We start from the raw sequence: 13,822 nt of genomic DNA on the forward strand, positions 1-13,822 counted from the left end.
GGGAAACTTGATTTCATCACGAAGAAATTGAGTTTGTCTCATGGCATGAGTCTCCCGAGAATCCCTCCATCGACCTTTCGACTGGAGGAACACCCATGGCCCTGGCCCACACTCTCGGCTTCCCACGCATCGGACGCGATCGCGAACTGAAAAAAGCCCAGGAAGCGTTCTGGAAGGGCGAGCTGGACGAGGCCGGCCTGCGGGCCGTCGGTCGGCAGCTGCGCGCTGCCCACTGGCAGGTACAGAAGGATGCCGGCATCCAGTTGCTGCCGGTCGGCGATTTCGCCTGGTATGACCAGGTGCTGACCCATTCGCTGACCTTCGGCGTGATCCCCGAGCGCTTCCGGGCGCACGGCGAGGCCGGGCCGACCCTGCATACCCTGTTCGGCATGGCCCGTGGCGTCAGCGACGACAGTTGTTGCGGCGGTGCCCATGCCCAGGAAATGACCAAGTGGTTCGACACCAACTATCACTACCTGGTCCCCGAGTTCAGCGCCGATCAGCAGTTCCAGCTGAGCTGGGAACAACTGTTCGAGGAGGTCGACGAGGCCAGGGCCCTCGGCCACCAGGTGAAGCCGGTGCTGATCGGTCCGCTGACCTACCTGTGGCTGGGCAAGGGCAAGGGCGCCGAGTTCGACAGGCTCGATCTGCTGGACCGCCTGCTGCCGCTCTACGGCCAGATCTTGCGCCGCCTCGCCGGCCAGGGCGTGGAGTGGGTGCAGATCGACGAGCCGATCCTGGTCCTCGACCTGCCGCAGGCATGGAAGAACGCCTTCGAGCGCGCCTACAACCTGCTACAGGGCGAACCGCTGAAGAAGCTGGTCGCCACCTACTTCGGCGGCCTGGAAGACAACCTGGGCCTGGCCGCCAACCTCCCGGTGGACGGCCTGCACATCGACCTGGTGCGAGCGCCGGAACAGTATCCGAGCATCCTCGACCGCCTGCCGGCCTACAAGGTCGTCTCGCTGGGCCTGGTCAACGGTCGCAACGTCTGGCGCTGCGACCTGGAGAAAGCCCTGGAGGTGGTGCGCCATGCCCGGGAGCGCCTGGGCGAGCGGCTGTGGGTCGCGCCGTCGTGCTCGCTGCTGCACAGCCCGGTGGACCTGGAGCGCGAAGACGGGCTGGACGCCGAGCTGAAGAGCTGGCTGGCCTTCGCCGTGCAGAAGTGCCGCGAAGTCGCGGTGCTGGCCCGTGCCGCCACTGAGCCGGAAGCCGCCGAGGTGCTTGCCGCCCTGGAAGAGAGCCGTGCGGTCCAGGCCAGCCGCGCTTCTTCGCCGCGAATCCACAAGCCGGCCGTGCAGGCGCGCCTGGCCGCGATCAAGGCCAGCGACGCCCAGCGCCGCTCGCCGTTCGCCGAACGCATCGCCAGGCAGCGCGCCGGACTCGACCTGCCGGCGTTCCCGACCACCACCATCGGCTCCTTCCCGCAGACCTCGTCGATCCGCCTGGCCCGCCAGTCGTTCAAGCAGGGCAAGCTGAGCGAGGCCGAGTACATCGAGGCGATGCACAGCGAGATCCGCCATGCGGTGCAGATCCAGGAGCAACTGGGGCTGGACGTGCTGGTGCACGGCGAGGCCGAGCGCAACGACATGGTCGAGTACTTCGCCGAGCAACTGGACGGCTACGTCTTCACCCGCTTCGGCTGGGTGCAGAGCTACGGCTCGCGCTGCGTGAAGCCGGCGGTGATCTATGGCGACCTGAGCCGTCCGCGGGCCATGACCGTGGAGTGGATCAGGTACGCCCAGAGCCTTACCGACAAGGTGATGAAGGGCATGCTGACCGGCCCGGTGACCATGCTGATGTGGTCCTTCCCGCGCGAGGACGTGTCTCGCGAGGTGCAGGCGCGCCAGTTGGCCCTGGCGATCCGCGACGAAGTGGTCGACCTGGAGGCCGCCGGCATCAGGATCGTGCAGATCGACGAGGCGGCTTTCCGCGAAGGCCTGCCGCTGCGCCGCAACGCCTGGCCGCACTATCTGGAGTGGGCCACCGAGGCCTTCCGCCTGTGCGCCTCCGGAGTCCGCGACGAAACCCAGATCCATACGCACATGTGCTACAGCGAGTTCAACGATGTGATCGAGTCCATCGCCGCCATGGACGCCGACGTGATCACCATCGAGACTTCGCGTTCGGACATGGAGCTGCTGGAGGCCTTCGAGCAGTTCGACTACCCGAACGAGATCGGTCCGGGCGTCTACGACATCCATTCGCCGCGCGTGCCGAGCCGGGAAGAGATCGTCGCGTTGCTGCGCAAGGCGGCCCGGCGGATACCCGCCGAGCGGCTCTGGGTCAACCCGGACTGCGGCCTGAAGACCCGCGCCTGGCCGGAAACCGAGGCAGCGCTGGTGAACATGGTCGCCGCGGCCCGCGAACTGCGTGGCGACCTCGCCCGCGGTTGACCGGCGGGCCTGGTGAGCGGAACGGGACGCCTGGCGTCCCGTTCCGCATTTGCACGTCGGTTCAGCGCGGAGCGTCCACCAGCGCCCGTAGCACATGGTCTTCCCAGACCCCGGCGATCTTCAGGTAGGCGCGGGCGTAGCCTTCCTTCTCGAAGCCGAGGCTTTCCAGCAGGCGCTCGCTGCGTGCGTTGCGCGGCAGGTGGCTGGCCATGATCCGGTGCAGGCCGAGCTGCTCGAAGCAATACCGGTTGGCTACCCGCAGGGCTCGTGCCATCAGGCCGCGGCCCTGCGCCGCAGCGGCCAGGGAAAAGCCCAGGTGGCAGGCCTGGAATACCCCGCGGACGATATTGGTGTAGCTGCAGCGCCCCAGCACCTCGCCGTCGTCGGGATCGAGCAACAGCAGGAGAAGCGCCTCGCCTTCGTCCATGCTCGCCACCTGTAGCAGGGTGCGGGCGCGGGCGTTGTCCACGGAAAAATACCCCGGGTCGCGCAGCGGCTCCCATGGCGCCAGGTGCTCGCGGTTGGCGTTCTCGTAGCGGCTGGTCCGGACGAAATCGTCGGGTTGCAGCGCGCGCAGGAGGAAGTCCGCGTCGCGATGCAGTATCGGCACCTGCCGCCGGTTGCCCGGCAAGACCCTCGGGTAGCCGGGCGGGAAGGGCGCCAGGGCAGACTTGAAGTCATTCATAGAACTTGCCCGCCAGCATCAGCTGCGCCGCGCGCCGCCAGGCATTCTCCGGCCTGGAATAGCCCGGCAGGCCGTCGCGGGAGTCCTCGCCCCAGGTCGCGGCGGCATCGAGGAAGCCACCGATGCTGCCGTTCTCCCAACCCAGCGGGCTGGGGCCGAATGGTTTCGGCGGGTTGGCGGCGGCGAGGCGGCGGTCTTCCTCCCAGTCCGCCGCCAGCGCGGCGAGGAAGTGCAGGAAACCCGCTTCGTCCTCGACCTGTTCGGCCAGCGCGTAGAGATCGGTTGCCATGTGCTTCCTCCTGGAAGTGGGTTTCGGGATACGACGGCGCGAGGTCGGAGCGCGGTCAGGCCGGGTGCAGCGATCATAGCGCGGACCGGCGCTGGCATGGCTCGCAGCCTGGCTGATGCGCGGGCGCGGGGCGATTGTCTGGGCGTACCAATGCCTGCCTCAACCAGAGCGTCTCGGTAGTCGGGCTGGCCGGCCTGGCAATCCTGGCATCGCGCGCCCCGCTGGGTCCCGCCCGCTAGGGGACGGACGGCGATGCGGGCACCGAGGAAAGTTGCCGGAGCCCGATCTACACTGGCGTTTAGCGGTAGGACGGCTATCTCCGGTTCTCCACTCCCTCGCGATGGACAGGCGCCATCAAGGAGTCGTGCGCGATGCTCTTCGGCAGAAAAAGCAGGGCGGTGGAAAGCGCCGCCAAGGATGAAGACTTGGCGTGGCGACTCGATGCCATCGGGCAGAACGTCGCCACCATCCGTTTCACTCCCGATGGCCAGATACTGTCCGCCAACCCGCTGTTCCTCGCGGCGGTCGGCTATTCGGCGGACGAACTGGTCGGCAAGCACCACCGGATCTTCTGCGACGAGGACTACCAGGCCTCCGCCGCCTACGTGCGCTTCTGGAAGGAACTGGCCAGCGGCACGCCCCAGCGCGGCGTGTTCAAGCGCCTGCGGCGCGATGGTACGCCGGTCTGGCTGGAGGCCACCTATTTCCCGGTGAAGAATGCCGAAGGGGCGGTCGTCGAGGTGCTGAAGATCGCCGCCGACGTGACCCGCAACCATTCCGAACTGCTCCTGCTCAACGCGATCAACGACGCCATACGACAGTCCATGGCGGTCATCGAGTTCACCCCGGACGGCGAGATACTCGATGCCAACGAAAACTTCCTGCGTCTCTTCGGCTACAGCCTCAAGTCGCTCAAGGGCCAGCACCACCGCATGCTCTGCTTCGACGAGTTCTATCGGGAGAACCCGGATTTCTGGGCTCGGCTGCGGCACGGCGAATTCTCCCGCGGGCATTTCGAGCGCCGCAGCGCCGCCGGCGAGCGGGTACATATCGAAGCCACCTACAACCCGGTCAAGGACAGTTCGGGGCGGATAATCAAGGTCATCAAGTTCGCCATCGACGTTACCGAGCAGGTCAATCGCAACGAGGAAGTACGGCGCGCCGCCGAGCTGTCGTTCTCCACCGCGGAAGAGACCGCGCAGATTTCCACCCGCGGCATCGACTCCCTCGACCAGTCCGTCGCCCTGTCGGCCAAGACCCTGTCGATGGTCAACACCGCCGTCGGCCTGATTTCCCAGCTCACCCACCAGACCAAGGACATCGAGAACATCGTCACCACCATCCAGAGCGTCGCCGAACAGACCAACTTGCTGGCCCTCAACGCCGCCATCGAGGCGGCTCGCGCCGGCGACATGGGGCGCGGCTTCGCGGTGGTCGCCGACGAGGTGCGGCAACTGGCGGCGCGCACCAGCGGCGCCACGGTGGAGATCAAGAACGTGGTCACCGAGAACGTCAAGCTGACCCAGCAGATCAACCACAACATGCAGACCATCGAGTCCAGCGCCCAGGAGAACAACAACCAGATCACCACCGTGGCCGGCATCATGCAGGAGATCAGCAAGGGCGCCGAGCACGTGGCGCGGGTGGTGTCGAGCCTGTTCAAGTGACCTCGGCGCAGGCCTCCGGCGGCCGATAGCGGCGCAGGCGTCGAGCATCCGCCCGCCTTTGTGGCATGGCCATGGCCGTCATTTACTTTGAACGTATCTTCGAGCCGTTCGGTCGGACCTGAAAAAGCGGCATCCGCCGCGCCGATGCACCGACCGTGAGGCTTGTACCATGACCAATCCGGAGCCGGCGGACCTGCCGATCAGCCTGCTGATCAATGGCCAGCGCCGAGAGCTGAGAGTACCCCCGTGGCTGACGCTGCTCGACCTGCTGCGCGAGCGGCTCGACCTGGTGGGCAGCAAGAAGGGCTGCGACCACGGCCAATGTGGCGCTTGCACGGTGTTGCGCAACGGTCGCCGGATCAACGCCTGCCTGACGCTGGCGGTGATGTGCGACGGCGATGCACTGACTACCATCGAAGGTCTGGCCGAGGGTGATCGCCTGCATCCCCTGCAACAGGCGTTCATCCGCCATGATGCCTTCCAGTGCGGCTACTGCACGCCCGGACAGATCTGTTCGGCCCTTGGCCTGGCGAGCGAGGGGCGGGCGCGCTCGCGGGCGGAGATCCGCGAGGGCATGAGCGGCAACCTGTGCCGCTGCGGCGCCTACGGCAATATCCTCGACGCCGTGGAAGACGCCTTGCCGCTGCTCGATCGCGACGGGCAGGGAGGGCAGCGCGCATGACGCCCTTCGCCTATGCCAAGCCGGCCGACATCGAGCAGGCGCTGGGCCTCGCCGGCCCGGAGTCGCGCTACATCGCCGGTGGCACCAACCTGCTCGACCTGATGAAGGAAAACGTTGCCAGGCCCCGGCGACTCATCGACATCACCGGCCTCCCGCTGCGCGACATCCGCCGGACGCCCACCGGCGGCCTGCTGGTCGGAGCCCTGGTCAGCAACGCCGAACTGGCCTGGAATCCCGCCGTGGAGGCGGACTATCCCTTGCTAGCCCAGGCGATCCTCGCCGGCGCCTCGCCGCAGTTGCGCAACATGGCCAGCACCGGCGGCAACCTGTTGCAGCGTACCCGCTGCCAGTATTTCTACGACACCGGCACGCCATGCAACAAGCGCGAGCCGGGCAGTGGATGCCCCGCGCGCAGCGGGCTGAACCGCAACCATGCGATCCTCGGCGCCAGCGAACACTGCGTGGCGGTACATCCATCCGACCTGTGCGTGGCGCTGGCGGCGCTGGAGGCTCAGGTACTGGTGCGCGGCCGCGCTGGCGAGCGGCGGGTCGCTTTCGCCGACTTCCATCGCCTGCCGGCGGACACGCCCGAGCGCGACAACTGCCTGGCCGTCGACGAACTGGTCACCGCCATCGAGCTGCCAGCGCCGCGCTTCGCCCGGCATTGCCACTACCTGAAGGTGCGCGACCGGGCCTCCTACGCCTTCGCCCTGGTCTCGGTGGCGGCGGCCCTGGAACCGGACGGCGAGCGCATTGGCGAACTGCGCCTGGCGCTCGGCGGCGTGGCCCACAAGCCATGGCGCGTCGCAGAGCTGGAGGAACGTTTCAGGGGCCACCCGGCGAACCGGGACAGCTATGTCCGCTTCGCCGAAGCGCTGCTGCGTGACGCCAGGCCGCTGGCCCACAACGCCTTCAAGATCGGATTGGCGCGCAACGCCATCGTTCGCGCACTGGAAGAAGCCCACTCGGGAGGGATCGGCCAATGAGCAGCCTGCCACACAGCACCGGGCAAGCCCTGGATCGCGTCGACGGGCCAGCCAAGGTCACCGGCCAGGCTCGCTACGCCGCCGAATATCCTGCCGCCGACCTGCTCCACGGCAGCGTGGTCAGCAGCGACGTCGCCCGCGGCCGGGTGCGCGGCATCGACTGTGCGGCGGCCCTGGCGGTACCCGGGGTGGTCGCGGTACTGCATCACCTGAACCGGCCGCCGATGGCGGGCGACGACGAGCCCTACAAGGACGCCGATGCCGCCGAAGGCGAACCCTTCCGCCCGCTGTTCGACGACCGCGTCCTGTACAGCGGCCAGCCCCTTGCCCTGGTCCTGGCACGGAGCCTGGAACTGGCCCGCTACGCGGGCTCGCTGCTGCGCATCGATATCGAGCCCGAGCCGCACCAGACCGACCTGCTGGTCGCCCTCGACCAGGCCCATGAGGCTCCCGCCGAACTGCCCGCCGAGCGCGGCGACTTCTACACCGCCTACCGCGCCGCGCCGATTCGGGTCGAGGCCAGCTACAGCACGCCGATCGAGCACCACAATCCCATGGAACCGCACGCGTCCACGGTCATCGTCCAGCCCGACGGCAGCCTGCTGGTGCACGACAAGACCCAGGGGACGCAGAACAGCCAGGCCTACCTGCAAAAGGTCTTCGGCCTGCCCGCCGACAAGGTAAGGGTCTGTGCCGCCTACGTCGGCGGAGCCTTCGGCTCCGGCCTGCGTCCGCAATACCAGTTGGCCCTGGCGGTGATGGCGGCGCTGCAACTGCGGCGGTCGGTGCGCGTAGTGCTGACCCGCCAGCAGATGTTCACCTTCGGCTACCGGCCGCGCACCCTGCAGCGCCTGCAACTGGGCGCCGATGCCGAGGGGCGCCTGCTTGCGCTGGGCCACCAGGCGACAGCGCAGACCTCGCGCTTCGAAGACTTCACCGAGCACGTGGTGGAGTGGAGCGGCATGCTCTATCGCTGCGAGAACCTTTCCCTGGCCTACCGTCTGGTGCCGCTGGACGTCTATACCCCGCTGGACATGCGCGCCCCCGGCGCGGCGCTGGGGCTGATCGGGCTGGAATGCGCGATGGACGAACTGGCGGTGCGGCTCGGCATGGACCCCATCGCGCTGCGCCGGTTCAACTTCGCCGAGCGCAACGGCAACGAGGACAAGCCGTACTCCAGCAAGGCGCTGCTGGCCTGCTACGAGGAGGGCGCCCGGCGCTTCGGTTGGCAGGCCCGCGACCCACGGCCACGGAGCATGAGCGAAGGGCGCCAGTTGCTCGGCTGGGGCATGGCCGGTGGCGTCTGGGAGGCCATGCAGAGCAAGGCCAGCGCGAGGGCGCGGCTGGAGGCGGACGGCCTGCTGCGGGTGGCCAGCGCGACCACGGATATCGGCACCGGCACCTACACGGTGATGACCCAGATCGCCGCCGACGCCGCTGGCATGGCGCCGGAAGAGGTGCGCTTCCAGCTTGGCGACAGTGCGTTGCCCAAGGCTCCATTGCAGGGCGGCTCGTTCACCGTCTCGTCGGTCGGTTCCGCCGTCCGCCTGGCCTGCCTGCGCCTGCGCCAGGCCCTGGTCGCCCATGCCAGGGCCCGCCATCCGGAGCTGGCCGGCACCGCCGAAGAACGCTTCCGCATATGCCGTGGCCATCTGGAAGCGGGCGATACGCGATACGCCCTGGCCGACCTGCTGCAAGGGCTGCCGGAAGACGCGTTGCAGGTGGAGGTGGAAGCTGAACCCTCGGCGCGGCGCAAAGGCTACGCCACCGCGACCCATTCGGCGGTATTCGTCGAGGTGCGGATCGACGAAGCCCTCGGTACCCTGCGTGTGAGCCGGGTGGTCAGCGCGGTCGCGGCGGGGCGGGTGATCAACCCGAAGACCGCTCGCAGCCAGATACTCGGCGGGGTGGTCTGGGGCCTGGGCATGGCCTTGCAGGAGGAAACCCAGGTCGACCATGCGCTGGGCCGCTGCATGAACCACAACCTCGCCGAGTACCACATCCCGGTTAACGCCGATATTGGCGATATCGAGGTGATCTTCGTTGACGAACCCGACGATATCGTTAACGAACTGGGCTCCAAGGGCGTCGGCGAAATAGGCATCGTCGGCGTCGCCGCCGCAGTGGCGAATGCCGTGTACCACGCCACCGGCCGCCGCCTGCGCGACTTCCCGCTAACCGTCGACAAGTTGCTCGGCTGAGCCCGGCAGCCTGCGCAAGCGGCTTGGCGGCCACCCGCCGGGTCGCCGGGCTGGACTCTCCCCCAAGGGGAAGATCGCAGGCCCCTCTCGCCACCCGCAACGGAGTCGAACACGACATGCCGCCGACAGCCTCGGTGGCGCCCTCGCCGAGCGCTACCGCGATGCCGGTCCAGGCGCACTTGTTGCATCGCGGCCACGCCGAAGCGGACCTGCCCGGCGCCCATTGGGCCATCGCCTGGGCCGAGCGTCCGGCCTGTGGTTGCAAGCGTTCGAGGGCAGCCTGGCGGGCGCGAGGATCGTGTGGGGCCGAAGACCGGCGCTCCGCGTAGCGAGCGGTTTTCGCCTGGAAGCACGGTTGCGGGAAAAGTTCCGCTGGAAACCCTCCGACTTGCAGAACACGAGGCGCCCCGCATTCCTTGGCACTGCGCTTGATAGCGGCGAAAAGACCCACGGAAAATCACCGGGTCGTTCAGTCTTTGCCAAAGGAAATCAGTATGAAGAACGCAATGGCCCTGACCCTGGCCGGCCTGCTGGCCGCTCCTTCCCTCGGCTTCGCCGCCGCGCCGGACGCAGTGATGGTCTTCGCCCGCCAGGGCGACAAGGGCAGCGTATCCGTCGGCGACAAGCACTTCCGCACCCAGGCCTTCAAGGTCCGCCTGGTGAATGCGGCGAAGAGCGAGATCAGCCTGAAGAACAGCTGCCTGGTGGCGCAGTCCGCCGCCGGCCAGTCCTTCAGGCTGGATACCGTGGACGAGGAACTCACCGCCGAGACCCTCAAGCCGGGGGCCACCGTCGAAGGCGAGGCGATCTTCGCCTCCGAGGACGACGCGGTGTACGGCGCATCGCTGGTCAGGCTGAGCGACCGGTGCAAGTAGGCGGGTAGCCGTTGCGCAGCGAAAGCCGCAGGGCAGCCTCGGCGGCTTTCGGGTGCGAGGAAACGGCTTTCGAAGGTTTCGGCGCGAATCTGAAATCATTCAGGGCGCGTTTCCGGTGCTTCTGGTTGCCTGGGCTGGGGCCGAATTCCAGATACCAGATGCCAAATGCCAAATGCCCCGGGCGAGGGGAGGGTAGACATCGTTCCAGGCTGCGCCTGAGCGAGGCGCTCGATCCACAAGGCACGCCCGGCCCTCTCTCCCGTGCGCGGGAGAGGGTTGGGGTGAGGACCGCCAACACCACATTTCAAAAACCAAATCAGCACCACTCAAGCCGCGACTATTGCGGTTAGCAGTGAGGGAGGTTGTGGTTCTGCGGGTGGCAATAGAGGTGCCCACCAGGTATGGGAGAGGCTATGGCTTAGGGAGGGAAGGGCTGTATACGGCCAATAGCAGCCGCTCCGTAAAGCCGTTTTCGATGTACGCTTAGATGAATTTTATCGATTGGTGGCATGTGACGGCGACGTTCTGACGCAAAATGCATGTCACTCCAAACGCGTTTTTAGGGGTACCGCGCTGAGCACTTTGAGACGGCCTTCTCCGCCGTTGAAAAGTCTATCTTGTTCAAATACGTGCCCAGAAGTAACCATGGTTGGGAGATAGAAAACGATACCGTCTCGATGTCCGGAACTGGCGATCACGCTCTCAAGCTGAATTAGCATCGATTCGTATGTGCGTATATTTAATCTATTCTTGATCTCCACAACTACTGACTGACCACCACTCTTCACTAGGACGTCTGCAAAAATCTTCCGTTTTCCCCCGCCAATTGGAGCTTCAGACAGCACTTCTGCATTAGGAAAGATAGCGGACAAAAAACCCGCTACTGACCCTAGCCACTGAGGATACGAGTTACTTTCCAACTCATCCACGGGACGGAGAGTAAAATACGATTTAAGGGCCTCAGTAACACGCCCCCAAAGATCCCCCTCCACAAAATTTAACTTGCTTTTTATCGTCCGCGCCAATAGTTTTGCGGACTCCTGTTCACGGTCGCGTGCAAGCTGTAAGGCCATCTCGTCAACAAGAAGGCAAGAGAACGCTGTTACTGACACGATAGCGAGGAAAGCTTCACTCTCGCTGAAGTCCAATTTGTGATCATGAGTAGATGGGTTTCTCCACTCCTGTCTGTAGTTCGTAAATTGATCCAGCACTCTCTTCCTGAAGACATTAGATTTGCTAAAGAACTGCTCAATATCAAATACTCGCGTTTTATCAAGGCTTTTCTTGGCTAGAACACCGTAAGCCTCTTTGAGGCCACCTTCGAATGCTTGATTTGTTCTATACACTGCATCAGTGAATGCCGAATCATCGGCGTCCCTTTGTCCCCTCCTTAAATGTTTATAAGCAATTTCTACGTGCGCGAGCATCGCCATCAGTCCAGGCGTGTGATCACCAGCACCAGCTTGATCGATCTTTCCTCGAAGGGTCGCAATAATATCCATTAACCAAAAACGCTCTAACAATCTGCGAGTGAAAAAGGCGTAATGTTATCAGCCATTTGTGTCGCGTAATTTTACTTTCCGGAGCCTCTTGAGCCCATTGCGTCAAGAGTTAGAATCGGCCGACTGCAGCTGGTGACGGCCAGATTCTCTCTGACCCGGTAGACATCCCCGGTCTATGTGCCTGCGAAAACCAGCAACCTGGACTAAATCGCGCCAGAGACGACAACCCGGCCCGCTCTGGCCTACAGGTAACGACTGCGGGGTAGTTGAATGATCTGCTGTCCGCAGGCGGAACTTGTTCGTAGGGGCGCGCGAAGCACTGGCTAGGGGATTAACCTGACCGGCGTGTTTATAGTAGTCCTCTGCTCCAAGGTAGAACGGTCATTCGATGCGCAAACTCTCCGGTGCCTTATCATAAATTTAGTGAAACGTGCAGCTGCCGCTTCGGCCTCTGCGTGATATTTATAGGATCCATCTTCCTGCCGTAGGAAATACCCTACAGGCACCCTTAGCCCACTCTCTTTAGCCTTGAATGCAAAAATCTCGAGTAACTCAAGCTTGTGTTGAGATTCGGGGCGGAAACACACATTCTCACCGCCTTGGTAAACCGTAGATGGGTATGCCCAACCATCAGGACTGAAATTTAACATTGAGTTGGTAAATTCGCTGCTGAAAAGGTAGGCGCCTTCGCCAGCAGCTAATAAGTTTTGGTTGATAAACTTCCGAATGATGGAGAGTTTTTTCTTAGTATCTGACGCCAGGCCGGTATAAAATTTATTGCCCACCGTTGCCACAGTGAGCGCTTCTTTAGATTGATAAGCCATCAGAAGCACATTGGATTCGGGCTTGACTCGAACCTCGGCAAATGTTGTAGGTATTTGACCCTCAGAGGTATATAGTAACCCTTGAGATGGCCGATTGACACGACCGTGGTATTTTACGCGATCGTCGGGGGGCGCCCAGAACTCTGATTCCGAAAGGTCTTTGAATTCCGAACTCCAAATTCGCGCACGGTAAAAAATTCCACCGGGAAAATATTCTTTTTCTTGCGCGGAGAATGCACCCGCTCGCATAGGCCCTATCGAGATCATGACGACATCTTTAATTCTCTCATAGATGTCTTTGATGGCTAAATTTCTATAGTCATCGTTAAACTCTTTGACTCTTTTCTTGAGCCCTTTGCTGCTGATATTACGCAGCAATAAGTCGATGCGAGCTAAGCCTTCATTCGGTGCGCGCTTGCTATATATATCCAAAGTCGACATTTAAAGCCTCTACTTTTCTTACAGCCTGCATTGTAGTCCCCCAAAAATCTTGTTAGGCCAAAAACTGGCCTCTTTCCTTCTAGGCACAAGGTTGTAGCATGACGAACTTAGCACTTTAAATAGCCTTCGGCTAGGCAAAATACATCTCGATTGAGGGCATTGGCGCCTGGCCGGTTTGAGTCGACCCCAGCCTATAACGACCGGTTGAATCCACAGCCAATAGCTGTCTGTCGTCACTGGCTGCAATCCGGCCAGAGGCGGCCAGTCAAGAATACAGGGCTATTTCACGCCATCCTTAATCTCAATCGGGACCTTAAGTTCTTGTCTATGCTCTATCCACTCAGAGTAGGGGACTATCCGATCGGCTGGTTTGATTGTCTTGATCAAAGGCTTGATCTGCTGTCTATCGAGGTTGACAACCTTCTGCTTTACCTTCGTGACATCGGCAATTTCTTCAGGTGTAAGCTCCACATCCCAATCAACCGGTGTATCGGTGAACCCAAAGCGTAGGCGATATCGCTCAACTGCTTGGACTTCGTCGTTAGATAATTCCAAGTTTGTCGTCAGCGTACCAATGTCTGCTTTCTCGAACAAAAGGGTCCTGCATACCTTTGGACAGGGAGGCGAAGGCAAAAATGGGAAGGACTCACACTTGCATGTGACGTCCGCAAAAGCGCTCATCGCAACCATCCAGAAAAGCATTCCGACAACCCAACTCGATTTCATGCATCACCCTCACCGCGGTCAACGTCGCGAAACAGCACCCACCAAAAAAGATAAGCTGTGAGCCAAAGTGCAAACGCGATGACCCCGTAGAATAGGTAATCCAGTTGAGCCTGGAAGTCGGCGTTAATCTGATTGAACGCCTTATCTTGGACCGCGCCCTTGGTAAACAGCGCAGCCAGGTAACTACGCGAGAGTTCATTGCCCGCCTGCACGGATACCAGCAAGAAGATCCAGGTTAGGGTTAGGAGAAAGTAGAAGCTACGCCATCCCCGGCCGACAGGGCTGTAATGTGACGATCCAATAACGACAGCTACCGAGCCACCGAGCATGGCCAGCGCCCATGTGGTGAGCTGCGACGAAGCGGCGGCGATCTCCTTCAGCCCCGCGAGGAATAGGTCCATTTCAACCCCCATATTCAGCCACCAAGCTTTTAGCTGAGGTTAGCCCTCGCATTCAAATGCGCAATGGCGACGGCGATCCATTCAAAGCTCCTATCTGAACGCCCACTCCTCCGCCAGATGTTGCAGCCGTAGCCCCCGCTTTCGGCC

12 protein-coding genes and 1 pseudogene are annotated in these 13,822 nt (G+C 62.8%); 7 read left to right on the plus strand and 6 right to left on the minus strand.

Features of this window, described 5'->3' with window-relative positions; genetic code table 11:
- The first annotated feature begins 95 nt into the window (after window positions 1-95).
- Window positions 96-2,396 carry a 5-methyltetrahydropteroyltriglutamate--homocysteine S-methyltransferase gene (gene metE, locus LJF27_RS29095; RefSeq protein ID WP_023116604.1) on the plus strand — a complete coding sequence of 767 codons (2,301 nt, stop codon included), beginning with the start codon at window positions 96-98 and terminating at the stop codon, window positions 2,394-2,396.
- A gap of 61 nt (window positions 2,397-2,457) precedes the next feature.
- On the opposite strand, the gene LJF27_RS29100 is transcribed toward metE, so the two are convergent.
- Both LJF27_RS29100 and LJF27_RS29105 read right to left on the minus strand, forming a co-directional pair.
- Complete coding sequence (locus LJF27_RS29100; protein ID WP_003119171.1) at window positions 2,458-3,027, minus strand: GNAT family N-acetyltransferase; 570 nt, start codon at window positions 3,025-3,027, stop codon at window positions 2,458-2,460.
- Window positions 3,028-3,073: 46 nt separating this feature from the next.
- Window positions 3,074-3,370 carry a DUF7660 family protein gene (locus LJF27_RS29105; protein WP_003102361.1) on the minus strand — a complete coding sequence of 99 codons (297 nt, stop codon included), beginning with the start codon at window positions 3,368-3,370 and terminating at the stop codon, window positions 3,074-3,076.
- Between the two features lie 371 nt (window positions 3,371-3,741).
- On the opposite strand from LJF27_RS29105, the pseudogene LJF27_RS30560 reads away from it, so the two are divergent.
- From LJF27_RS30560 to LJF27_RS29130, 6 genes and pseudogenes are all read left to right on the plus strand, one after another.
- Window positions 3,742-4,509: pseudogene (locus tag LJF27_RS30560) on the plus strand (PAS domain-containing protein); the annotation flags it as partial.
- A gap of 180 nt (window positions 4,510-4,689) precedes the next feature.
- Entirely contained in the window at window positions 4,690-5,037 is a 348-nt protein-coding gene (locus LJF27_RS30565) for a methyl-accepting chemotaxis protein (RefSeq protein WP_371020990.1), read from the plus strand.
- A gap of 169 nt (window positions 5,038-5,206) precedes the next feature.
- A complete protein-coding gene (locus LJF27_RS29115; protein ID WP_003088271.1) occupies window positions 5,207-5,719 on the plus strand; it encodes a (2Fe-2S)-binding protein in 513 nt (170 codons plus the stop codon).
- Window positions 5,716-6,705, plus strand: coding sequence for an FAD binding domain-containing protein (locus LJF27_RS29120; protein WP_003102358.1), 990 nt, complete (start codon window positions 5,716-5,718; stop codon window positions 6,703-6,705). The genes LJF27_RS29115 and LJF27_RS29120 overlap by 4 nt, the downstream gene beginning before the upstream one ends.
- Complete coding sequence (locus tag LJF27_RS29125) at window positions 6,702-8,906, plus strand: xanthine dehydrogenase family protein molybdopterin-binding subunit (protein ID WP_023084359.1); 2,205 nt, start codon at window positions 6,702-6,704, stop codon at window positions 8,904-8,906. The genes LJF27_RS29120 and LJF27_RS29125 overlap by 4 nt, the downstream gene beginning before the upstream one ends.
- A 494-nt stretch (window positions 8,907-9,400) precedes the next feature.
- A complete protein-coding gene (locus LJF27_RS29130; protein WP_003111130.1) occupies window positions 9,401-9,781 on the plus strand; it encodes a DUF4354 family protein in 381 nt (126 codons plus the stop codon).
- Between the two features lie 542 nt (window positions 9,782-10,323).
- Here the strand turns inward: LJF27_RS29130 and LJF27_RS29135 are convergent.
- The 4 genes from LJF27_RS29135 to LJF27_RS29150 all read right to left on the minus strand — a co-directional run bounded on the left by LJF27_RS29135 (window position 10,324) and on the right by LJF27_RS29150 (window position 13,675).
- A complete protein-coding gene (locus LJF27_RS29135) occupies window positions 10,324-11,283 on the minus strand; it encodes a hypothetical protein (protein WP_124164449.1) in 960 nt (319 codons plus the stop codon).
- Window positions 11,284-11,606: 323 nt separating this feature from the next.
- The gene (locus LJF27_RS29140; RefSeq protein ID WP_023103239.1) at window positions 11,607-12,548 is read right to left on the minus strand and encodes an RES domain-containing protein; all 942 of its coding nucleotides are present in this window, start codon (window positions 12,546-12,548) and stop codon (window positions 11,607-11,609) included.
- Window positions 12,549-12,827: 279 nt separating this feature from the next.
- The gene (locus LJF27_RS29145; RefSeq protein WP_123794466.1) at window positions 12,828-13,142 is read right to left on the minus strand and encodes a hypothetical protein; all 315 of its coding nucleotides are present in this window, start codon (window positions 13,140-13,142) and stop codon (window positions 12,828-12,830) included.
- A 128-nt stretch (window positions 13,143-13,270) separates the two neighbouring features.
- Window positions 13,271-13,675, minus strand: a complete 405-nt coding sequence (locus tag LJF27_RS29150) for a hypothetical protein (RefSeq protein ID WP_124138684.1) — start codon at window positions 13,673-13,675, stop codon at window positions 13,271-13,273.
- Window positions 13,676-13,822 lie beyond the last annotated feature (147 nt).

It is taken from the genome of Pseudomonas sp. 203-8, assembly GCF_020708595.1.
Lineage (GTDB): Bacteria > Pseudomonadota > Gammaproteobacteria > Pseudomonadales > Pseudomonadaceae > Pseudomonas > Pseudomonas aeruginosa.